We start from the raw sequence: 21,194 nt of genomic DNA, 5'->3' as shown, positions 1-21,194 counted from the left end.
CCGCTCTGCCCGCGTCGGGTCTCCGCGTTTCGAGCCGAGCGGACGTTATTCGAGGTAGCCGAGCGACTTCAGACGGCTCTGGACCTCTCGCTCGTCGACCGACTCGTACTCGTCGTCACCCGCGTCCTCCACGCGTGCGAGTACTTCTTCGAGGACGTACGCGACGTACTCGTCTCTCGTTTCGAAGTTCGTTCGAGGGACGCGTGCGTCCACGCGCTCTAAGATGTGTTCCGGGAGTGAAATCTGTCCGGCGTCGGTCTCGGACACGGAGTCGCTCGTTTTCGAGTTCATAGTGACCAATGTGAGAGCAAGTTCGGCAACCGAGGGGTTTGTTATAGACCGGCTACGGGCGTGAGAGCGGTCTGACGCCGTTCGGGAGGGGTGAGATTCGTGAGCGCATCGCCAGCTTCGTTTCGGGGGTACTCGCGGCATAACAATACCGCGAAAACGGGTAGTCCGACGCATGCCCGACAAGCGTGACGTCGTCCTCGTCACCGTCGACAGTTTCCGTTCCGACCGGTGTGGGTTCCTCGGCAGCGACGCCGGCCTCACTCCCGCGATGGACCGCCTCGCCGAAGACGGCCTCGTCTTCGAGAACGCCGTCGCCCCGGCCGGAGCGACCAGCGGGTCGTCCTCGACGTTCTTCACGGGTCGCTACCCCATCGAGCGGTCGACGGCGGCGGACAGAAAGGAGGTCATGCGACAGAATCTGAAGGCCGGCCGAACGCTCCCCCAGCAGTTCAAAGACATGGGCTACAAGACGGCGGGGTTCACGGCGAACCCGTGGACCTCGCGGTTCTTCGGCTACGACGCCGGCTTCGACCACTTCCAGGACTTCATGGACGACGACCTCACGAGCGGCACCATCGAGAAGGGAAGCGACCGCGGCGGAGCGGTCTCTGACCTCGCGAGTCAGGTCGTCAACTGGTGGCAGGGCCAAGACATGTACATGTCGTGGGACGCCTACTACGACCAGATAACGAGTTGGCTCGACGAGGCCCGCGAAGACGACGAACCGTTCTTCCTGTGGATATTCCTCGTCGACGTCCACATGCCGTATCTGCCGCCGAAGGGCTACCGCTCGCAGTCGTCCGCGGCGGCCTACGCGGCGAACGCCTGGCTGTTCGGCGGCGCGAAGCAGAACACGCCCGTCTCGGGGTGGCTTCACGACCGACTCCTGCGCGCGTACGACGACACGATTCGCTTCACCGACGAGTTCGTCGACCGGATGGCGCGTGCGATAGACGACGACACCGCCCTCTGCGTCCACGCCGACCACGGCGAGTCGTTCGGCGAACGAGACGGACACTACGGTCACGGACTGCTCTACGAAGACACGGTCCGCGTCCCCCTGTTCGTCGCGAACCACCCGCAGGAACGCGTCGAGCGCCCGTTTTCGCTCTCGGGACTCCCGGACCTCCTCACCCGTATCGGCGCGGGCGAGACGATAGACGACTCCATCGGCCACCCCGTCGTCACCAGTCGGAACAACGACGGTTGGCGCGTCGCCCACGGCGGGTCGTGGCGCTACACCCGCCGGCCGGAGGGCGAGTCCGTCGAAGACGCCGACGGGAATCCCCTCGACGACGAGGAACTGTACGACATCGGTCGGTCCGTCACCGACCACGAACTGGAGTACGAGGACGAACGCCGACGCATCATCGACGCCGCCGTCGAAGTGACGGCCGACGGAAGTATCTGAGCGAACCCGTCGAACGGGCCTCGGTCGGGCCTCGGTGCGGCGGTTCGGCGGGCCGTCCGTCGGACGGCGCGAGAGCAGCGCTGAATTACAATTCGACTACGACGGACGCTCTCCGCCGTTAACGGCGAGGTAACTATACTCGCTTCAGCACATCTCTTCTGACGAAATGAGTCTATTCGTTGCCTACGACTCTCGCGGCATCTCAGACGTAGGCGCAGACCGTGCCGACAAAATCGCCGAATTGTGCGGCGAAGGCGCGGTGTGGCACGAGGGACGAAACTCGCTCGTCTGTACGGCGTCGGAGGAACGCGTCGACGTCGCCGTCGAATCGGACGGCGAACTCGGTGCCGTCGTCGGCGACGCCTACCTGGATTCGGAACCGCTCACCCCCTCCGCTCTCCGGTCGGTCGGCCCCGACTTCGACCGCGTCAACGGCGAGTTCCTCGGCGTGTTGGAGTCCGAGGACCGCCTCCGCGTCGTCACGGACCGGCTGAACTTTCAGCAGTTGTTCGTCTACGAGACTGACGACCTGTTCGTCGGCGCGACGAGCGTCCTGGGCGTCCTCCACTACCTCGCGGACGTCGACCGTCTGGACGTCACGCTGAACCGAACGGCGATGACCGAGGCGCTCAACTTCGGCTACCCGCTCGAAGAGAAGACCCACTTCGAGGAGGTCAATCTCCTGCCCGCCGCGACGGTCACCGACGTGGAACTCACAGACGACGGCCTCCGGCGGACGGAGTCGACCTACTGGGAGATGGAGTACGGCGACTACTACGACGACGTCGAGGAGGCCGCAGACGACCTGACGGAGGCGATGCGGGAGGCGATGGAACTGCGGACCGACGACGACCACCACTACGGAATCCACCTGAGCGGTGGCCTCGACAGTCGCCTGATTCTCGCCGCGATGCCGAAGACGGCGAGGACGACGGCGTACTCCTTCGGCGTCTCCGGCAGCGACGAACCGTTCATCGCCCGCCTCTCGGCTATGGCCAGTCACGCCGACTTCGAGTTCTTCCCGCTCGGACAGTACCTCACCGAGTACGCCGAAGAGGGAATTAGACTGACCGACGGTACGGTACCGATGAACAACTTCCATCACCTCCCGAGCATGCACGAGATGCGGGACGACTGCGACAAACTCTTCCTCGGGAGTCTCGGCGACATCACGCTGGCCGGGTCGAAGCTCACGCCCCAGATGCTGACGGAGTCGTTCGGTCCAGACGACATCTACAAAAAGACCGACAGCTTCGAGGAGAACCTCTGGAACGACTTGCTCGACCAGGAGTACTTCGACCGCAGTCTCGCGAAGGAGTCGGTCGCCCGGTCGTACGGACGGACGAGTCCGGAGTCGAACCACTGCAACCGCATCGACATCTGGAACATCGCCAGCCGACAGGCGCGGTACATCTTCCGCGGCGGGCCGCGCTCTATCGGTCACTTCGTCCCGGTGTCGAACCCGTTCGCCGACAAGCGCGTCCTGGAAGTCTCGCTCCGCATCTCGCCGGAGATGCGACTGGAGAACGACTTCCGCCACGGGATGCTCGGTGACCTCGCGCCCAAGCAGGCGTGGGTGCCCGAAGCCGCGAACTGGACGCCACCGGCCGTGAACAAACTCAAGTACGGACCCGGCGGCGTCCGCTTCCTCCTGAGCAAGCGGCGCTTCCGACGGGCGGTCCCGTTCCTCGGAGACGAGATTCCGTTCGGCTACCCCGACTACGAGGAGTGGGTCCGGACCGACGGCGAACTGCGCTCGTTCGTCATCGACAAACTCGACCGGTTCTGTGACCGCGGGTGGGCGGACCACACCGCCGTGACGAACGCGATGGCGGCCCACTGCGCGCGGCAGGGAAGCTACTGGAGAGAGCTGTTCTCGATGGTGACCCAAGAGATATGGCTCGAAGCGGTCGAGTCGGAGTTTCCCGGCCTCGAGTTCGGACCGAAGTCCGAGCCCGTAACAGCCTGAGATGGCCGGGCCACTCGCTCCGCTCCGTCGTCTCGTCGCCCGTCTCGTCCCCTCGTCCGGCGGAATCGGTGAGCGGACGGTGAAGGGCGGTATCTGGATGACGTCCATCAACGTCTCCGACCGCGTCCTGCAACTCGGGATGTACGTCGTGCTGGCGCGATTGCTCGCGCCCGCAGACTTCGGTCTCTTGGGCTTCGCGATGCTCGGTCTCGCCGCGATGACACAGGTGTCGAACCTCGGACTCGACACCGCGCTCATTCAGCGGAAAGAGGACGACGTAGACGCGTACCTGGGCACCGTCTGGACGATGAAGGCGATGCGCGGACTGCTCATCGTCGCCGTCGCCTACGTGACCGCGCCGTACCTCGCGCAGTTCTTCAACGAACCGCGGACGGTGGACATCTTCCGCGTCATCGCGCTGTCGCCGCTCCTCGTCGGGTTGCGCAACCCGGCGATGATGTATCTCCACAAGGAGATGGAGTTCCACAGAGAGTTCGTCTACCGGCTCTCGGGGACGCTGATGCAGGTGGTCGTCGCCATCGGACTCGCACTGGTCTTAGAGAACGTCTGGGCGCTCGTGTTCGGACGACTGCTCGGCGACGCCACGCGAACGGCCGTGTCGTACTTCCTCGACAGTCGCCGCCCCGTCTTCGAGTTCGATATACCGATGGCGCGGGAGATGTTCGGCTACGGCCGGTGGATAACGGGGTACGGCATCTTCGCGTTCCTGTTCACGCAGGGTGACGACGCCGTCGTCGGGTGGGCGCTCGGAGCCGCCGCGCTCGGGTTCTACCAACTGGCCTACCGCTTCGCCCGCGCACCGTCGACGGAGGTGACGGGCGTCATCTCGACGGTGATGCTCCCCGCCTACTCGAAGCTCCAAGAGGACGCCGCGGCGCTGCGACGGACGTACTTCAACGTCCTGAAGCTCACGTCGCTCGTCTCCGCGCCGATGGCCGTGGGTATCTTCCTGGTCTCGGAGTCGTTCGTCCTCGCGTTCCTCGGCGAACAGTGGTTACCCGCGGTCGGTGCGATGCAGGTGCTCGCCATCTGGGGGTTCGTCCTCTCCGTCGGAGCGACGTCCGGACCGCTCCTGAAGGCCATCGGACGCCCCGACTACGTGACGAAGGTGATGGTGATGAAGACCATCGCGCTGGCGGTCATCATCCTCCCCGCAGTCGAGCGCTTCGGCGTGACCGGCGCGGCCGCCGCCGTCCTCTTGAGCGCGCTTTTCACCTCCGAGATAACGATCAACTACCTCGTCCTCCGCGAGATAGACGGGTCGGTTCGGCGGTTCGTGATGACCATCGGGATGCCGTTGGTCGTGAGCGGAATCATGGGCGCGGCCGTGTTCGCCGTCCAGAACGTCGTGCCGCCGGAGATGGCACTCGTCCAGTTCGTCGCGGCGATTCTGACCGGCGTCGTCTCGTACGGGCTGGTCATCCTGTTCGTCGAGAACACGTTCGACTACGGCATCCGACGGTTGGTCACGCAAGTCGCCTCGAACGTCCTCTGAGGACGGCGGGGGGTCGCGTTCGGCGAAGACCAGCGTGCGCGGACTGTTTTTTCTCGGGGACTACACGAACCGGACGAGAAGAGAGCGAGCGGTCGTCGAGAGCGCGTTCAGGCCGAGTTGCCGAACTCGCGACTCCCGCGGAGTCGTTCTGCGAATCGCTTGAGACGCTGTGCTGCACCGACGGTCCGTTCGCCGCCGAGAGCGACGGCGAGTGCGGGATACGACTCGGTCTGCGAGGGGTCGTAACGGACGCTTCGAAGGAGGAATCGGACGGCGTCGCGGTACCTGCCGTTCATCAGTGCCGCGTGACCGAGCGACCGAGACTGCGCCGCCACGAGCGCCTTCTCGTGTCGCTTGCCGTACTTGCGCGCCAGCGGGCGGTGTTTCTCCAAGAACAGCGGATACGACACGTCGCGTTTCTGCTCGTAGTTGTCGCTTATCTGACCGTGCGAGTCGACGCGGCGGACGGCCAAGGGTTCTTCGACCACCTCGAACGCACACGCTTCGGAGATGCGCAGATACCACTCGCGGTCCTGCCAACTCGGGAAGCGCGTGTCGAGGAGGCCGACCTCGTCGACGACCGACCGGCGGACCATCACCGAGGAGAACGGACAGAGCGACGCGCCGCGGAACAGGTCCCGAGTGACCCACCCACGCGTGCTCGGGACGCGGTAGTTCGTCGTCGTCCCGTCGGCGCTGACGTTCTCCTGACCGGTGTAGACGAAGCCGACCTCTTTCCCGCCCGCTTCGAACGCGGCGACCTGTTTTTCGACTTTCGTCGGTCGCCAGTAGTCGTCGTCGTCGAGGAAGGCGACGAACTCCCCGTTCGACGCCTCGATGCCGGTGTTTCGCGCGGCGTTCGCGCCGCGGTTCACCTCGTGACGGACGACGCGAACCGACGAGAGAGCGTCGGTCGTCGCGTCCTCGACGATGGGTTCGATGGGGTCCGGCGAACAGTCGTCGACGACGACGAGTTCGATCGGACCGTACGTCTGGTCGTTGACGCTTTCGACGGCCGCGTCGAGGTACTCGGGGCGCCCGTACGCCGGGATGACCACCGAGACCAGACCGGGTTCCGAGTGGGTACTCATTGTGCGGTCGTTCGGTTCGGACGCCCTTTGTTCGCCGGTTACTAATCACCACAGATGGCGTCGGAAGACGCCTGTACCGGCGGTGGCGCGAGAGAGAGTATCGGGCATTACCAGCGGCATAACGATACGCCAAGAAGACGGCTTCGTACACAGGTCATGGAATCTCGCGTGTGCGCGGAGGGTCGGCGGTGAGCCGACTCCGCGCTCTTCTCCGTCGTCTCGTTCCCAGCGGTGGAACCGCAGAGCGCGTCGTCAAGAGCGCCATCTGGGCGATGGGACAGAACGCCTTCGGGCGCATCCTCCAGTTGGTGATGCTCCTCGTCCTCGCGCGACTCATCGGCCCGACGCAGATCGGTCTCGTCGGCGTCGCACTGCTCGCGTTGAGCGGTATCAAGAAGTTCACGAACGTCGGCCTAGACGCCGCACTCGTCCACGACGAGGACGAGAACGTGGACGAACACCTGAACACGGTGTGGATACTCGAAATCGCCCGCGGAGCGATCATCTCCGGCGTGCTGTTTCTCGCCGCGCCGTTCATCGCGCAGATACTCGGCGACGGCAACGTCGAGAGCACGACGACGCTGATTCGGGTCATCGCGCTCTCGCCGTTGCTGCTCGGGTTCAAGAACCCCGGGATGGTCTACTTCCAGAAGAACCTCGACTTCCACAAGCAGTTCGTCTACCGCGTCGGCGGCGACGTGGTACAGGTGGTCGTCGCCATCGCGTGGGCGTTGGTCAGTCCGACGGCGCTCTCTCTCGTGGCGGGGTACGTCGCCTCGGACCTGCTTCGCCTCGTCCTGTCGTACCTCCTGCACGACTACCGCCCCGGACTCGGGTTCAGTCGCGAGTCGGCGGGCGAACTCATCAACTACGGCAAGTGGATAACCGGGTCGTCCATCCTCTACTTCCTCTACAGCGAGGGTGACGACTTCTTCGTCGGCGCGTTCATCGGCGCGGCACCGCTGGCGTTCTACCAGTACGCCTACCGCTTCTCGAACGCCCCCGCGACGGAGTTGACGAGCGTCATCTCCAGCGTGATGTTCCCGGCGTTCTCGCGACTCCAGAACGACGCCGAGCAGTTGCGGAGCACGTTCAAGAAGACGCTGCGCGTGAACGCGTTCATCTCCGCCCCCGTCGCGTTCGGTATCGCCGTCGTCACCCCCGACTTCGTGATGGTCGCGCTCGGCGAAGAGTGGACGTCGATGGTGCTGCCGATGCAGATTCTCGCCATCTACGGCTTCCTCCGGGCGCTGGGACAGACGTTCGGTCCGATCTGGAAGGCGCTCGGCCGACCGGACCTGCTCACGAAACTCGGCGCGCTCCGCGTCGCCCTCATCGCCATCGCCATCTATCCGGTGACGATAACGTGGGGGTACGGTATCGCCGGCACCGCCGCCGTCGTCACGGCCATCTACATCGTCCCGATGATGCCCATCGACATCTACATCACGGCGAAGATGCTGGAGATGCACTGGTCCGAGACGGTGCGAGAGATAGCGTTCCCCGTCGCCGCCAGCGCGGTGATGGCCGGCACCGTCTGGTACGTCGATTCGCTCATCGAGTTCCCCGCCATCGCCGAGCTCGTCGTCGGCATCGTCGTCGGCGCCGTCACCTACTTCGCGATGGTCGCACTGCTCGAACACCAGTTCCACTGGGGAATCCGAAGCAACATCCAGGGCATCGTCGCGAGCGCCCGCCGGTGACGCGGGCGACAACCGGTGGATAATCGGACCTGTTTCGAACGATTTCGGCGTTAGTCGCTGACGAATTAATGCCCCGGAGCGATATCGTTCGGGTGTCAAATGTCACGCGACATCGTCTGGATCACCCTCGAAAGCGTCCGGCAGGACCACACCACACTCGGTGGGTACCACCGTGACACGACGCCGTTCCTGAAGTCGCTGAGCGAGCGCACCGACGGCGCGGCGTTCGAGAACTGTTTCTCTCACGACGTCTGGACCCGCGCGTCGAGCGCTTCTATCCTCACGGGACTGGCCTCTTCCTCGCACCGAACGTGGACCCAAGAGAACCGACTGTCCAGCGACGTGCCGACCATCCCGGAAGCCCTCCAGAGAGCGGGCTACCGGACGGCCTGCATCTCGCCGAACCCCCAACTGAGCGACGTCACCGGACTCGCGCGCGGGTTCGACGACTTCCACTACCTCGGGAGAGACACGCTGCTCGAAGAGGCCGGAGTGCCGACGGTGCTCCGCTACCTCACGAAACTCAACACTCACTCCGCCGGATACACCACCGACACGGCGAAACACTCCGTCGGATACATCAGCGACGCCATCGCACGGCGGCACATCCGCGAGGCCGCACGCGACGACGAGAGCCTGTTCCTCTACACGCACCTCGGCGACAGTCACCACCCGTACTACCCGCCGAAACCGTACCAGGACCTGTACGCCGACGGCTTCGAGATGTCCGTCGACGAGGCGTTGAAACTGGCGATGGAGATGTCGTCGGACCTCCACGGCTACATCGCCCGGGGCGCGTCGTTCACCGAGGACGAGTGGAACGCCCTGCACGCGATGTACGACGCGCTAATTCGCTACGTCGACGACACGGTCCGCAGCATCGTCGAGTACGCCGAAGAGCGTCTCGACGACCCCCTCGTCGTCGTCACCTCCGACCACGGCGAACTGTTCGGCGAGAAGGGGATGCTCGCACACATGGTCGTCGCCGACGACGCCGTCTCGCACGTCCCACTCGTCGTCTCCGGCGTCGACGGCCTCTCCGGGACGCGTTCTGACGTCGTCCAGCACGCGGACGCGATGAAGACGGTCCTCTCGGAAGCCGGCGTCGACGCCGACGTCCCCGTCGGGATGGACCTGCGCGACGGTGACCGCGAGTTCGCCGTAACCCAGCGCAGCGGTGCCCGCTGTGCGAGCAAACTCGAGATGATTCGCGAGCGAGACGACTCGTTCGACGCCTCGCGCTACCACGCGGGCGACTTGACGAGTCTCCGGACGCACGACTACCGGTACCAGCGCAGCGAGTCCGGCGAAGAACTGTTCGCGATACCGGACGAGGTGACCGACGTCTCCGACGAGCATCCCGACGCGCGCGAGCGGTTGGCCGAGGAGTGCGAGTCGTGGCTGAACACGTACGGCCTCCCGAAGTCCGAGCGCGAAGAGCGCGCGGAGTTCGACGACTCGATGACCTCTCACTTAGAGGACTTGGGATACCTCTGAACCCCCGAAAGCGCGGCCCGACGCCGAAAGCTGTTTTTTACCGGGCGTCGTCGGTACGACGATGACGACGAGCGTCTATTTCGACCTCGACGGTACGCTCCTCACCTACGCCACTCCGTTCTCCGCGTGGTTCGAACAGAGCGTCCCGGGGGAGACGACGGCGGAGATGACGGAGACGTTCTCCGACGAACTGACCGACGCGCTCGACGCGTTCGAGCCGAACCCGTACGAACGGGCGTTCGAGACGGTCTGCGAGCAGTACGCGCTCGATACGCCGCCGGAGATGCTGGCGGCGTCGTTCGTGCGGACGGAGTGTATCGCCTCTCGCGTCGCGCCCTCGGTCCGGCGACTCGTCGAAACGGTCTCCGCTCGCCACCAGACCGGCGTGCTCACGAACGGAAACGAGACGGTACAGCGACGGAAACTCCAGATGCACGGGTTAGAGAAGTGGGTAGACGCGCTGGTCGTCTCCAGCGAGGTGGGCGCGAAGAAACCGGACGCGAGGATGTTCGAGGCGGCGAAAGAACGGCTGCCAGCGGACGCGTTCGTCTACGTCGGCGACTCCTACGACACCGACGTCTCACCCGCGCAGGAGCACGGGTTCGAGACGGTGTACGTCGGAGACGAACACCGGCCCTCGACGGTCACGGTGAGAGACACCGAGTCGCTCGCGGCGCTCTTGCTTCCGCTGTTCGAGTGAGAGAACGGCGAAGAGAACCGAGTCGTCTACGTACGTCTACGCGTCGTCGTCGTACGCCGGTGCGTCGGTCTCGAACCCGAGTTCGAGGTGTTCGTTCGCGCGCTTGTCGAGGAACGCGCCCGCGACGAACGCGAGTACACCCGCGAGGAGGCCCGCGACAGACCGAAGGAACGAGCTCTCTTCTTTGCGGCGCAGGACGCGCGTGACGCCGCGTGCGGCGCCGAGTGCGCCGAGGAGCATCCCGACCATCCCGACGACGTAGCCGACGACGGCGGGTTGGTACGAGCGGTCCGTGGCCCGGGAGGCGAGGCGACGCAGGAAGTTCTGGAACAGCAGTCCGGAGAGGCTGGGGACGAACTTGCGGTAGACGATTCCACTCTGCTCGTTGCCGTAGACCGCTCGGTGCGGGACGTTCACGACGCGCGCGTCGTGGAGGTTCAGCGTCGTGAGCATATCGTTGAGGAAACCGTACTGGTCGTACACCTCTTCGAGCGGAATCCGTTCGAGCATCTCCACGGAGACGGCGGTGTAGCCGTTCTGCGAGTCGATGGTCTTCCAGTAGCCGCTGGAGAGGTTCGTGAGCCTCGTGAGCAGGCGGTTTCCGAAGAGGCGGAACGAACTCATCTCGCCGACGTTCTCGCGGCGACTGATGCGGTCACCTTTCGCGTAGTCGGCGCGGTCCTCGACGATGGGGTTCAGAAAGTGCGGGAGCACTTCGGGGTCCATCTGCGCGTCACCGTTCATGACGGCGACGACGTCCATGTCGTCCTCCATCGCTCGGTAGTAGCCGGTCTTGATGCCGGCACCGACGCCGCTGTTCGTCTCGTGTCGAATCGGGACGACGCGGGCGCCGTCGTGCCGCCCGCCGTCGGTGGCGACCGGTTCCGCCTGTCTCTCGTTCAGTCGGCGCGACGTGTTCTGTATCTCGTCCCACGTGCCGTCGGACGACCCGTCGTCGACGGCGTAGATGCGGTCTACGTACGACGGCACACTCTCGAGGGTTCGTCCGACGAACCCCTCCTCGTTGTAGGCTGGTACGACGACTGCGACTCGTTTGCCTTTGTACATGGTTCTCCGGTGGCCGTCCCCGTCGTGACGTTCCCGCCGCCGCCACTTGAGAGTGGGGCTATTGGAACGTGACGCCGCTGATGCGGCCTTCGTATAGGAATCTGCCCGAGATAGACTTTGTTATGCCCCAGTTGTCGGGACGCGCGGTCCGTTACGCACCTGAAAACTCGGCGAGCGCGTTCTCGCGGCTTTGAGAGAGCCCTCACTCGGTCGCGTCCGAACGCGAGAATCTACGCCGAGTGAGAGTTTCGCGGCGGCGTTCGTCTCCGCCGAGAGTCGGGAGTTCCCGCTGGCGTTCGCAGGGTCTTCTTCCGAATCGAGTGACTGAAGCGAGATTCGAGACGCGTCGACGAACGAGAAAAGCGACGTTATACTGTTTGTAACCGTGAAAAACCGCCTTTGAACTGGCAGTTCAGTGACGAGTGTCGCGAGAGGACGCGTCGGCGACGGCGCGAGTCGTCGCCGGGCTATTTTTCGACCTCGAAGACGGTATATCACTAATGTCAGTGAGAGATATGCTGGACGAACCCCGAATCGTGGACACCCACGCCCACCAGCCGACGGCGGAGTTCCTCGAAGACGCGGGTGGCGAGATGATGCGCGACGCCGCGCGCAAGTTCGGTACCGAGATAGAGACGTGGGAGTACGAGACGATGCGGGAGGAGTACCACGAACAGGGTATCGCCAGAGCCGTCTTGCTCGGGTGGGACGCCGAGACGAACACGGGCAATCCGCCGGTTCCCAACGACTACGTCGCCGAGGTGCGCGACGAGTTCCCGGACTTCTTCGTCGGATTCGGCAGCGTGGACCCCCTCAAAGACGACTGCGTCGAGGAAGCGGTTCGGTGCGTCGAGGACCTCGGGCTCTCGGGCTTCAAGTTCCAGCAGATAGCGCAAGGGTTCGACCCGAGCGACGAGGCGCACCGAGACCTGTTCGACACCATCGAAGACCTCGGGGTGCCCGTCGTCTTCCACGGCGGCAACTCGACGCTCGGCGCGGGCGCGCCCGGCGGCCGCGGCCTGAAGATAAAGTACGGGAACCCGATGCTCGTCGACGACGTGGCGGCCGAACACCCCGAGATGCCCATCCTCATCGCGCACCCGGCGTTTCCGTGGGAGCGCGAGCAGTTGGCCATCTGCCAGCAGAAGGGAAACGTCTACATGGACCTCTCGGGATGGTTGCCGAAGTACGTCGACGAACAGGTGGTCCACTACGCGAAGACGGTTCTGCAGGACAAGGTGATGTTCGGGACGGACTACCCGATGATTCGTCCCGAACGGTGGTTCGAGTCGTTCGACGAGGTGTTCGACGCGAGCGACGCCGTCCAGCGGAAAATTCTGTGGGAGAACGCCGAGTCGTTCCTCGGGTTGTAGACGGTCCGAGACGGCCGCCGAAACTGAAGCGCGCTTCGAACTCTCCGGTGACACTTTCAGCCGGTGTCCTGTAGCGGAAGTCGTGAAGAGAACTGCCCTCCTGAGTCTCGTCGTCCTCGTCGCTCTCGCCGGGTGCGTCGGGTCGTTCGGCGGTCCCCAGACGGCGGCGTCGACGGACTCGCCTGTGACCTCGACGAGCGAGACACCGACGACCGAAGCGCCGACCACGCCGTACCCGGACGAGACGGCCGTCTTCCCGTCGGGGCCGAAGTCCGCGCCGGAGCGACCCGCGAATCCGACGGCCGAGTCCGTCGAATCGTACGTCCTCACCTACGAGTTCCGGCACCGGTACAACGAACTCTGGAGTCCCGACGCCACCGTCGGCCTCTCGGAGAAGTCCTGTAGCGTCCGGTCGGTCGAGGAGGTACAGGACGGCTACACGGCGACTGTCCACTGCGCGGGCGCGTACGTGAACGAACCGACCGGCGGTCCGAACTCGACGGCGACTCAACACGCCGACTACCCGCCGTGGACCGTTCGATACTACGTGGACGAGGACAGCCTGATTCGAGAAGAACTGGACTGAGACCGGCGGGATCAGTCGAAGTCCGGCCGTCGCCCCTCCAAGAACGCGCTCACACCCTCCTCGTGCGCGTCGGTGTCGTAAGCCAGCGTCTGCGCCTGCGCCTCGCGTTCTAACCCGTCGGCCCAGGGCCGGCCGAGGTTCGCGTGGATTGCCTCCTTCGCCAGTGCGATGCTCTCGGTCGGTTTCGCGGCCAGTTTCTCGACCATCTCCCCGACCGTCGCGTCGAGTTCCTCGGCGGGGACCACGTCGTTCACGAGTCCGAGTTCGTTCGCTCTGTCGGCCGATAGCAGGTCGCCCGTGAACGCGAGTTCCTTCGCCGCCCGGAGGCCGACGAGTCGCGGGAGTGTCACCGTCCCACCCAGGTCGGGGACGAGGCCGACGTTGACGAACGAGGCGGCGAACCGCGCGTCGTCCGCCGCGTAGGCGAAGTCGCAGGCGGCGACGAGCGACATCCCCGCGCCGACGGCGTCGCCGTTGACGCGCGCGACGACGGGGACGGGTGCGGTGAGCACCGCTTCGGCGACGGCCCCCAGCGTCTCTCTGACTCGCTGGTAGGACTCGCGGGCCGTCTCGTCTCTGTCCGCCATGGCCTGAATGTCGCCGCCGGCGCTGAAGGCGTCGCCGTCGCCCGTCAAGACGGCGGCGTCGTGCGTCTCCGCGGAGAGTTCTTCGAGGGCCGCGGCGAGTTCGCGGGCCACGTCGCCGGTGAAGGCGTTCTTTACGTCCGGCCGGTCGAACGTGATTCGGCGCACGCCGTCGTCGTCTTCGACACGCATAGCGGCGGCTACGACGAGGCGGTACAAAACGTTGGGCGAAGGCGGCGGAACGAGTCAGCCGAACAGCGACCCGAACAGCGACCCCTGCGCCCGCCGGAGTCGTTCGAGAAAGGCCGTCTTCGAGATACCCAACTCCGCGGCCACCTCCTCGGACGTGACCGGGCGGGGGAGGTCGAAGTAGCCCATCTCGACGGCGACGCGAACGCTCTCTTCCTGTCTCGGCGTGAGTTCGTACGCTCGCCCGACGGGTTCGTCGTCGTCGGTTCGGAGGGGGTAGACGCGCTGGAGGCTCACGCCGACGGTCCGACCCGCCGCCTCCATCACCCCGCGGAGGACGTCGTAGCCGACGACGGCCCCGCGCATCGTCGACCCGCCGTTCTCGTAGCGCATCGACTCGACGAGAAAGCCCTCGTCGACGAGTTCGTGGACGACGCAGGGATGCTTCGACAGACAGCGGTAGTTGCTCCGGCCGTCGGCGTGGGTGACGTGGAGGTAGCGAATCCGGTCGTCGGCGTCCAGCGTCGCGGAGAGTTCCTCGCTCGGTTGCGCGGAGAACTGAAGCAGGACGTTCCCGTCCGAACGGAGTTGCGGCGGGCGGGCGTCGATGGTCGCGTCGAGACCCTCCGTCGCCGCCGCCAGTGGGCAGTCGTCGCCCTCAATTCTGAACTCCGCGACGAGGCACTCGTCTATCACGTGTAGGTAGAAACACGCGCGATAATATAAAGCCAGTCTATGGACGGGCTAATGGGTAAGTGGTAATCGATGATAGATGATGATAGAGATGGACCTCGACACCGTGAAGGAACGGGCGGGACCGAGACAGTTCTCCCCGAAAGACGACATGCCGGAGGAGTACCGGAAGGCGGCGACGCGGATGATTCAGTTCCACGCCAACTCCGAGATAATGGGCGCATACCTCGAACGCCCGTTCATCCGGAAAGCGCCGAGTCTGGAGCGAAAGCTCGCGTTCTCGGCGAAGGTGCAGGACGAACTCGGCCACGGTCAACTGCTGTACCGCGCCGCCGAGAACCTCGGAATCAAGACGCGAGACGAGATGCTCGACGAACTCGCGGAGGGGAAAGGGAAGTTCCTGAACTGCTTCCACTACCCGCTAGAGTCGTGGGTGGAGACGCCGATGATCGGATTCTTCGTCGACGGCGCGGCGATGCGCCGGCAGGCGACGTTGAAGTCCTCTAGCTGGGAACCGTACGCGCACGCGATGGACAAAGTGTGCTTCGAGGAGGGTTTCCACGTCAAGCACGGCGAGAGCATCCTCCGGGAACTGTCGCAGGGGACGAAGAAACAACAGGAGATGCTGCAGGACGCCTTCGAGACGTGGTGGCCGCGCATCATCCAGTTCTTCGGCCCGACGGACGCGAAGTCCACGCACCACGACTTCTCCTCGCAGGTGGGGCTGAAACTCAACACCAACGACGAACTTCGGCAGGCGTTCTTGAATATGTACATGCCGAAGATAGAGAAGTACGGCCTCGAACTGCCCGAGTACCCGCGCGTCGAGTACCGAGAGGACGAGGGTGGCTACGTCGTCGAGGAAGACGACTTAGACTGGGACGAGTTCTTCCAGATAGCGAAGAACGAGTACGAACCCGGCTTGGGACAGATAGACTCGCGTAAGCGGGCGCACGACGCCGTCGAGTGGGTGCGCGAGACGATGGACGAGTACGAGGCGAACACCGGCGGGGCCACGCCCGCCACGGCGGACTGACCATGATCTGGGAAGTGTTCAGACAAGACAAGAAGGGCGACTACCACCAGCACTGTGGGAACGTCCACGCGCCGGACCGCGAGATGGCCCTGATGTTCGCGCAGATTCAGCACGCACGCCGTAAGCCGACCAACAGCATCTGGGTCGTCCCGAAAGACGAGATATCCGAAGTCGACGCCGAACACGCCAAGTTCGGCGGGACGACGGACAAGTCCTACCGGTGGGCGATGACGTTCAACGTCGGCGCCGTCGCCGAAGAGGTGGCCGACTCCGAGACCGAACAGGTCGAAGCCGAGAAGAACCGAGGTGAGAGCTGATGTCCGTCGAATCGCTCTCGGGACCGACGGACCTCTCCGACCGAGAACGCGAGGCCGTCGAACTCCTGCTTCGACGGATGGCCGACGACGAGTTCGTCCTCGCGGACCGCTACACCGAGTGGCAGGTGCGCGCGCCGACCATCGAGTCCGACATCGCCATCGCCAACATCGCGCAGGACGAACTCGGGCACGCGAGACTCTGGTACGACCTCTTAGAGGACTTCGGGTACACCGAACCCGACCTCATCTGGGAACGCGACCCCGAGACGTTCAGACACTCGACGCTCGTGGAACTCCCGTTCGCGGAGGGCGACTGGGCCGACTGTATCGTCCGGTCGTACTTCTACGACGAGGCCGAACACCTGCAACTGCACGCACTCGCCGACTCGTCGTACCCCCGAATCCGTGACCGCGTGGAGAAGGTGCTCGGCGAGGAAGACTACCACCGCGAACACGCCGTAAACTGGCTCCGCCGACTCGTCTCCTCGGACGAGGGCCGCCGACGCGTGCAGGAGGCGACGGACCGCCTGTTCCCCCACGCGTTGACGCTCTTCGAACCCGCGCGCGACGCCGCCGACGCGGAAGCGGTCATCGACGAACTCGGCGTCCGGACGCGGACGCTGGCCGACATGCGCGCGGAGTGGCTAGAGACGGTGACGGAGACGATGACCGACGTGGGAATCGACCTCCGCCCGCCCGCAGTGAGCGACGACGGGAGCGTCGACGCCGACGCACTCCCGGACCACCTCGGTCGCGACGGCGACCACACGGAACACTGGCGCGTCCTGTTCGACGACTTCACCGGCGCGTACCGCGAGATGGAACTGCACGAGGCGACCCGATTCATGAAGGACCCCGACGATGAGTAGCGAGTTCACCGGCGAGGGCGGCGCGAAGTACTGCGCGTACACCGACTACGCGGAGGGAGACTACGTCGAGGGGTTCCCCGCGACGGGCGTGGGCGCAGAAGGCGTCGAACGCGACGTGTGGGACGCGCTCTACTCCGTCGACGACCCCGAGATGCCCATCAGCATCGTCGACCTGGGTCTCATCTACGCCGTCGGCGTGGACGCGGAGACGGGCGAGGCGCGCATCGACATGACGCTCACCTACACCGGGTGTCCCGCGCGCGACATGCTCCGAGACGACATCCGCAAGGCGGTTCTGGCCGTCGAGGGCGTCGAATCGGTGCTGCTCAACCTCGTCTGGAGTCCCGCCTGGTCCGTCGAGATGGTGACCGAGACGGGCAGAGAAGACCTCCGCGAGTTCGGACTGAGTATCTGACCATGCGAGGACTCGACCCCAGCGTCGACACCAGCGGAAAGGACGAGACGGCCGCGTGTCCGTACTGCGACGGCACGAACACCGAGCGCGAACACCCGAAAGGACCCGGACTCTGCCGGTCGATGCACTACTGCAACGACTGTCAGGAACCGTTCGAGAAGTTCGGCTGAGTCGTTTCCGAATCGAGTGCCGTCGTTCGAAGAGCTGTCGGATATTTCTGCGAAACGAGTCGATTCGTCCGCATAAGTAGTCGTTGAGCCGAACGTACGAGCCAGCTAACTCGTTCGGGACATTGGGTAGTATCGGCTCTGAAACGCCTGAACGACCGGTTGAGCGCACGTTAGCAAACTGATAGTTTAGTGATAGTCGTCCGGTGGTTCGAGCAACCGAGGTAGGCAACTCGGTGGGACACACAATGAACTTTGGACGACGAACCTTCGTGAAAGGAATCGGTGCGGTAGGTATCGCGGGTGCAGGACTGACGCTGGCGTCCGGTAGCGCGTCGGCGACGTCGCACGTCGAGATAAACTCGAGCAACGTGTCGGCGACGACGAACGACGGTGAGGTGAACGAGGTCGGAATCTCCCCGCAGTTCACCGTGGACTGGGAGGGCTTCGACGACCCCGTCGGAAAGGTGCACTTCCTCGTCGAGGCGCAGGACGAGAGCGGCGACTGGTGGCCCGTCTTCCGCGCGACGCCGTGGCTGACCGAGGAGTCGTTCGACGGGAACGGAAATCTCGTCCAAGCGCCCGGCGAGTCCGGAAAGCTGACGGTCGACCTGTCGCCGACCGCGGTCCGAGACGAGATACTCTCGCGCGGGAACGACGACCCGAACATCGAGGGAGCGACGATCAAGCTATTCGACGGGCAGGGCCGTCCCGACTACGCGAACTGGAACTGGTCGAACGCGGTCGCCTCCCAGCAGTCGTACCTCGAGGGCAACTCCATCGGAAGCGCCTCGCAGTACGAGGAGGGCGGGAACGTCGTCGTCGGACACGGTCCCCAGAACAACTACCCCGGGATGGACGCGGGGTACTACGGCGCGGCCGACTCCACCGACGTGGTGAACGAGGAGACTGACGGCGAGACGGGCGAGGTGACGGTGAACCTCCGCTACACCATCGTGCTTCTCGGCATCAACAACAAGACCGACGGCAACGGAAACGTTGTCGGCGGGTCCGCCCAGTACACGGAGTACGGGAACTTCAGCGACACGACGACGACCCGGCGGGAGTTGACGACGGCCGACTGGCAGGGCGAGCAGTCGACGTTCGTGGACCACCTCAACCTCACGCAGGACGCGAGCGGAAACTCGGCGCTGGTGATGAACGGCGAGGACGGCTATCCGGACCTCACCGACCAACCCGGCGCGGGGTCGGCCGCGTCGCTGCACTACCCGAGTCTCCAGACCATCTCCGCGAACCACCCCGCGGTCACCGTGGTCAACAGTTCGTTCACCGCGAGCGTCACGAACAAGACGGCGGCGACGGACGGCGTCAGCGGCGACTCCAACACGACGATGAACTGAGCGGGGATGAAGCGACTCCTCGTCGTCCTCCTCGTCGTCCTCGCGGGGTGCGGGGGCGGCGGGCCCGAACAGACGCCGACGGTGACGCGAGAGCAGAGCACCGTCACGGACGGTCCCCGGCCGGGTCCGAACCCGGATATCGGGCCGACAGCGACGGCGACGCGGGTGGACGCGGACGGGACCGAAGCACCACCGGGGCGTCCGACGGCGACGCCGCCACCGGCGGCGACGGCCGCAGAACCGACGTCGTCGGCGGGTCCGCCGGCGCCGACTCCCGAACCCGAGACGGGAAGCGGTCCCGTCCCCGAGGCGTCGAACGGCGACGGCGGGTCGTCGGGTGGCGGGTCCTCCGTCGACGACACGAGCGAACGGACGCCCGCGGCCACGCCGTCGGGACCGAGCGTGGCCGTCGAGGGCGCGTCGAACACGACGATGGCGAGCGTCCGGACGACGTAGTCGGACGAGAGTCGGCGCGTTCCTCGACCGGCTATCCAGATAATAAATTGGACGATAATCGCTCCCGAGAACGTCGATTATCGCTCGGTTGTTCGTTCCAGCGCGTTGTGAACCACCTCGACGTACTCCCGGTGCGCATGTGAGATTCGGTGTTGTCGTCGAATCTAACTCGTTTCGTCGAGCGTCGCGTTTCGACGTCGCCACCGTGGCCGTTTCGTTCGGCGACGCTGACAGCGGATTATTAACGAGCAGTGGTTTCGCTCGTCGGGCGCGGTTCGAGTGACCGTGGTTCAGACGTGCGTTGTGTTCTCTCCTGTCGATTTCGAAAAATTAACCGAATTACCTTTCGAGTCGAGTATCACCCCGTCTTGTAGACGCCGCGGGCCTGTGCGACGTGCGCGTCGTCGTCCGTCGCGTACACGTCGACGTCGACGGTTCCCACGTCGCCGCCGACGCGAACCACGTCGGCCTCCGCGTACAGGTCGCCGGTCCCCGCACTCAGGTAGTCGATTCTGAGGTCTATCGTCGGAACGGGTCGATCGACTTCGCTCACGAGTGCCGCCCCGCCGACCGTGTCCGCGAGGGTGAACGTGACGCCGCCGTGGGCCATCACCCGGTCGGCGTTCCACGACAACTCCTCGCGCATCTCGATGCGACCCTCGGCGTGTCCGTCCGCCACCTCGGTGACCTCGATTCCGAGCAACTGCGCGAACGGCATCGACTCGAAGAACTCCTCTACGTCCATCGTGTGCGTCTCAGCGCGAGCCCTCTTTGGCGTTTCGTCGGCCGGCACTCCTTCCGAGAGGCGGGTCGAGACCGTGCGTCAGCGGAGACGCGGCGCAACCTCCGAACCCAGTCGCTCGATGCACTCGACCATCCGGTCGGTGCCGATTCCGGGGTGGTACGTGCGGAAGACGAAGTGGGTGTCGTCGCCGAGGGCGTCCTCGTATCGGCGAAGTTCCCCGGTCACCTGTTCGGGCGTTCCGTATATCGCCTGCTCGCGGAGTTCGTCGACGCGTTCCTCGGAGAGTTCCGCGACGGACTCGCCGGAGAATATCTCGGCGTACCGCCGTTGGATGTAGAGATACCCCTCTCGCATCGCCTCCCACGCCTCCTCCTCGGAGTCGGCGACAAACCCGTGTTGGAGGACGTAGACGGTGAACTCGCCGTCGATTCCTTCCTCCTCGCGCACCGCGTGGATATCGTCGACGCGCTTTTTGACCCCACCGAGCGAGAGCGACGACGGCGAACACCACGCGTCGGCGACGCGGGCGGCGCGGCGCACGGCCGGTTTCGCCGACCCCCCGAGCATGACGGGCACGTCGTGGGCCGGTTTCGGTGTCACGGTCACGTCCGGCGAGACGTCGTGAAACTGCGCTTCGTAGTCGAGCGGACCGGGTGACCACGCCGCCCGACAGAGGTTCACCGCGTCTTCGAGTCGTTCGACTCGCTCGTCTCGCGGGACGCCGAAGGCGGCGAACTCGGCGGGGTTCGACCCGATGGCGAGTCCGAGCGTCGTCCGCCCGCCCGAGAGGTTGTCCACCGTCGCCACGTCCTCTGCGAGTCGGACGGCGTCGTACAGTGGGGCGAGTGCGATACACGTCCCCAGTTCGACGTCCTCGGTGACGGCCGCGAGCGCACCGAGTGCGGGCATCGTCCCGGCGAGGTAGTCGTCCTCCGCGAAGTGGTGTTCGGACACCCACGCGCTGTCGAGTCCGGCGTCGTCTATCGCCCGCCCGAGCGTCAGCATCTCGTCGTACACCTCGCTGGCCGACCGGTCGTCGTCGGGCCGTCGCTGGCAGGTGAACAGTCCCGTCCCGAGTTTCATACCGAACCCACCGGAGGTGCCGTATTAATAGTTAGGTACGGCGTGCGGAGCGTGCGACGCGCCCGGTCACTCGT

Annotated in this window: 22 protein-coding genes; 15 read left to right on the top strand and 7 right to left on the bottom strand. The window is 65.0% G+C overall.

Features of this window, described 5'->3' with window-relative positions:
- Positions 1–45: 45 nt before the first annotated feature.
- Positions 46–267, bottom strand: coding sequence for a hypothetical protein (locus BM282_RS15945; RefSeq protein ID WP_245758394.1), 222 nt, complete (start codon positions 265–267; stop codon positions 46–48).
- Between the two features lie 196 nt (positions 268–463).
- Here BM282_RS15945 and BM282_RS15940 point away from each other — a divergent pair, with 196 nt between their 5' ends.
- From BM282_RS15940 to BM282_RS15930, 3 genes are all read left to right on the top strand, one after another.
- On the top strand, positions 464–1,702 hold the full coding sequence (locus BM282_RS15940; RefSeq protein ID WP_089882885.1) for a sulfatase: 1,239 nt from the start codon (positions 464–466) through the stop codon (positions 1,700–1,702).
- Between the two features lie 259 nt (positions 1,703–1,961).
- Entirely contained in the window at positions 1,962–3,671 is a 1,710-nt protein-coding gene (locus BM282_RS15935; RefSeq protein WP_139229744.1) for an asparagine synthase-related protein, read from the top strand.
- Position 3,672: 1 nt separating this feature from the next.
- Positions 3,673–5,187, top strand: coding sequence for a lipopolysaccharide biosynthesis protein (locus BM282_RS15930; RefSeq protein ID WP_089882882.1), 1,515 nt, complete (start codon positions 3,673–3,675; stop codon positions 5,185–5,187).
- Positions 5,188–5,294: 107 nt separating this feature from the next.
- Here BM282_RS15930 and BM282_RS15925 read toward each other — a convergent pair whose 3' ends face one another.
- The gene (locus BM282_RS15925) at positions 5,295–6,278 is read right to left on the bottom strand and encodes a glycosyltransferase family 2 protein (RefSeq protein ID WP_089882880.1); all 984 of its coding nucleotides are present in this window, start codon (positions 6,276–6,278) and stop codon (positions 5,295–5,297) included.
- 188 nt (positions 6,279–6,466) lie between these two features.
- On the opposite strand from BM282_RS15925, the gene BM282_RS15920 reads away from it, so the two are divergent.
- The 3 genes from BM282_RS15920 to BM282_RS15910 all read left to right on the top strand — a co-directional run bounded on the left by BM282_RS15920 (position 6,467) and on the right by BM282_RS15910 (position 10,178).
- On the top strand, positions 6,467–7,981 hold the full coding sequence (locus BM282_RS15920; protein ID WP_089883169.1) for a lipopolysaccharide biosynthesis protein: 1,515 nt from the start codon (positions 6,467–6,469) through the stop codon (positions 7,979–7,981).
- Positions 7,982–8,080: 99 nt separating this feature from the next.
- Positions 8,081–9,478 carry a sulfatase gene (locus tag BM282_RS15915; RefSeq protein ID WP_089882879.1) on the top strand — a complete coding sequence of 466 codons (1,398 nt, stop codon included), beginning with the start codon at positions 8,081–8,083 and terminating at the stop codon, positions 9,476–9,478.
- Between the two features lie 61 nt (positions 9,479–9,539).
- Entirely contained in the window at positions 9,540–10,178 is a 639-nt protein-coding gene (locus BM282_RS15910) for an HAD family hydrolase (protein WP_089882877.1), read from the top strand.
- Between the two features lie 36 nt (positions 10,179–10,214).
- Here BM282_RS15910 and BM282_RS15905 read toward each other — a convergent pair whose 3' ends face one another.
- Entirely contained in the window at positions 10,215–11,246 is a 1,032-nt protein-coding gene (locus tag BM282_RS15905; RefSeq protein ID WP_089882875.1) for a glycosyltransferase family 2 protein, read from the bottom strand.
- 500 nt (positions 11,247–11,746) lie between these two features.
- Between BM282_RS15905 and BM282_RS15900 the strand changes: the two genes are divergently transcribed.
- Together BM282_RS15900 and BM282_RS15895 are read left to right on the top strand one after the other, a co-directional pair.
- Positions 11,747–12,619, top strand: a complete 873-nt coding sequence (locus BM282_RS15900) for an amidohydrolase family protein (protein WP_089882874.1) — start codon at positions 11,747–11,749, stop codon at positions 12,617–12,619.
- Positions 12,620–12,701: 82 nt separating this feature from the next.
- The gene (locus BM282_RS15895) at positions 12,702–13,205 is read left to right on the top strand and encodes a hypothetical protein (protein ID WP_089882872.1); all 504 of its coding nucleotides are present in this window, start codon (positions 12,702–12,704) and stop codon (positions 13,203–13,205) included.
- Between the two features lie 11 nt (positions 13,206–13,216).
- Here the strand turns inward: BM282_RS15895 and BM282_RS15890 are convergent, their stop codons facing one another.
- Positions 13,217–13,981 (bottom strand): enoyl-CoA hydratase/isomerase family protein, encoded by a 765-nt coding sequence (locus tag BM282_RS15890; RefSeq protein ID WP_089882870.1) that lies wholly within the window; start codon positions 13,979–13,981, stop codon positions 13,217–13,219.
- A 54-nt stretch (positions 13,982–14,035) separates the two neighbouring features.
- Positions 14,036–14,674: a helix-turn-helix domain-containing protein gene (locus tag BM282_RS15885; protein WP_089882868.1), complete on the bottom strand. Its 639-nt coding sequence runs from the start codon at positions 14,672–14,674 to the stop codon at positions 14,036–14,038.
- A gap of 88 nt (positions 14,675–14,762) precedes the next feature.
- Here BM282_RS15885 and paaA point away from each other — a divergent pair, with 88 nt between their 5' ends.
- The 7 genes from paaA to BM282_RS15855 all read left to right on the top strand — a co-directional run bounded on the left by paaA (position 14,763) and on the right by BM282_RS15855 (position 19,292).
- Entirely contained in the window at positions 14,763–15,707 is a 945-nt protein-coding gene (paaA, locus tag BM282_RS15880; protein ID WP_089883167.1) for a 1,2-phenylacetyl-CoA epoxidase subunit PaaA, read from the top strand.
- Between the two features lie 2 nt (positions 15,708–15,709).
- Positions 15,710–16,024: a 1,2-phenylacetyl-CoA epoxidase subunit PaaB gene (gene paaB / locus BM282_RS15875; RefSeq protein ID WP_089882867.1), complete on the top strand. Its 315-nt coding sequence runs from the start codon at positions 15,710–15,712 to the stop codon at positions 16,022–16,024.
- Positions 16,024–16,893: a 1,2-phenylacetyl-CoA epoxidase subunit PaaC gene (gene paaC / locus BM282_RS15870; RefSeq protein WP_089882865.1), complete on the top strand. Its 870-nt coding sequence runs from the start codon at positions 16,024–16,026 to the stop codon at positions 16,891–16,893. The genes paaB and paaC overlap by 1 nt, the downstream gene beginning before the upstream one ends.
- On the top strand, positions 16,886–17,308 hold the full coding sequence (gene paaD, locus BM282_RS15865) for a 1,2-phenylacetyl-CoA epoxidase subunit PaaD (protein WP_089882863.1): 423 nt from the start codon (positions 16,886–16,888) through the stop codon (positions 17,306–17,308). The genes paaC and paaD overlap by 8 nt, the downstream gene beginning before the upstream one ends.
- A 2-nt stretch (positions 17,309–17,310) precedes the next feature.
- Positions 17,311–17,478: a 1,2-phenylacetyl-CoA epoxidase subunit PaaE gene (gene paaE, locus BM282_RS18670; RefSeq protein ID WP_175501589.1), complete on the top strand. Its 168-nt coding sequence runs from the start codon at positions 17,311–17,313 to the stop codon at positions 17,476–17,478.
- Positions 17,479–17,723: 245 nt separating this feature from the next.
- A complete protein-coding gene (locus BM282_RS15860) occupies positions 17,724–18,836 on the top strand; it encodes a hypothetical protein (RefSeq protein WP_089882861.1) in 1,113 nt (370 codons plus the stop codon).
- Positions 18,837–18,842: 6 nt separating this feature from the next.
- Entirely contained in the window at positions 18,843–19,292 is a 450-nt protein-coding gene (locus tag BM282_RS15855; protein ID WP_089882860.1) for a hypothetical protein, read from the top strand.
- A 358-nt stretch (positions 19,293–19,650) separates the two neighbouring features.
- Here BM282_RS15855 and BM282_RS15850 read toward each other — a convergent pair whose 3' ends face one another.
- Positions 19,651–20,037, bottom strand: a complete 387-nt coding sequence (locus BM282_RS15850; protein ID WP_089882858.1) for a PaaI family thioesterase — start codon at positions 20,035–20,037, stop codon at positions 19,651–19,653.
- A 78-nt stretch (positions 20,038–20,115) separates the two neighbouring features.
- Positions 20,116–21,120 (bottom strand): LLM class flavin-dependent oxidoreductase, encoded by a 1,005-nt coding sequence (locus tag BM282_RS15845; protein ID WP_089882857.1) that lies wholly within the window; start codon positions 21,118–21,120, stop codon positions 20,116–20,118.
- Positions 21,121–21,194 lie beyond the last annotated feature (74 nt).

This window comes from Halogeometricum limi, assembly GCF_900115785.1.
Lineage (GTDB): Archaea > Halobacteriota > Halobacteria > Halobacteriales > Haloferacaceae > Halogeometricum > Halogeometricum limi.
This window is presented reverse-complemented; position numbering and strand designations above follow the sequence as displayed.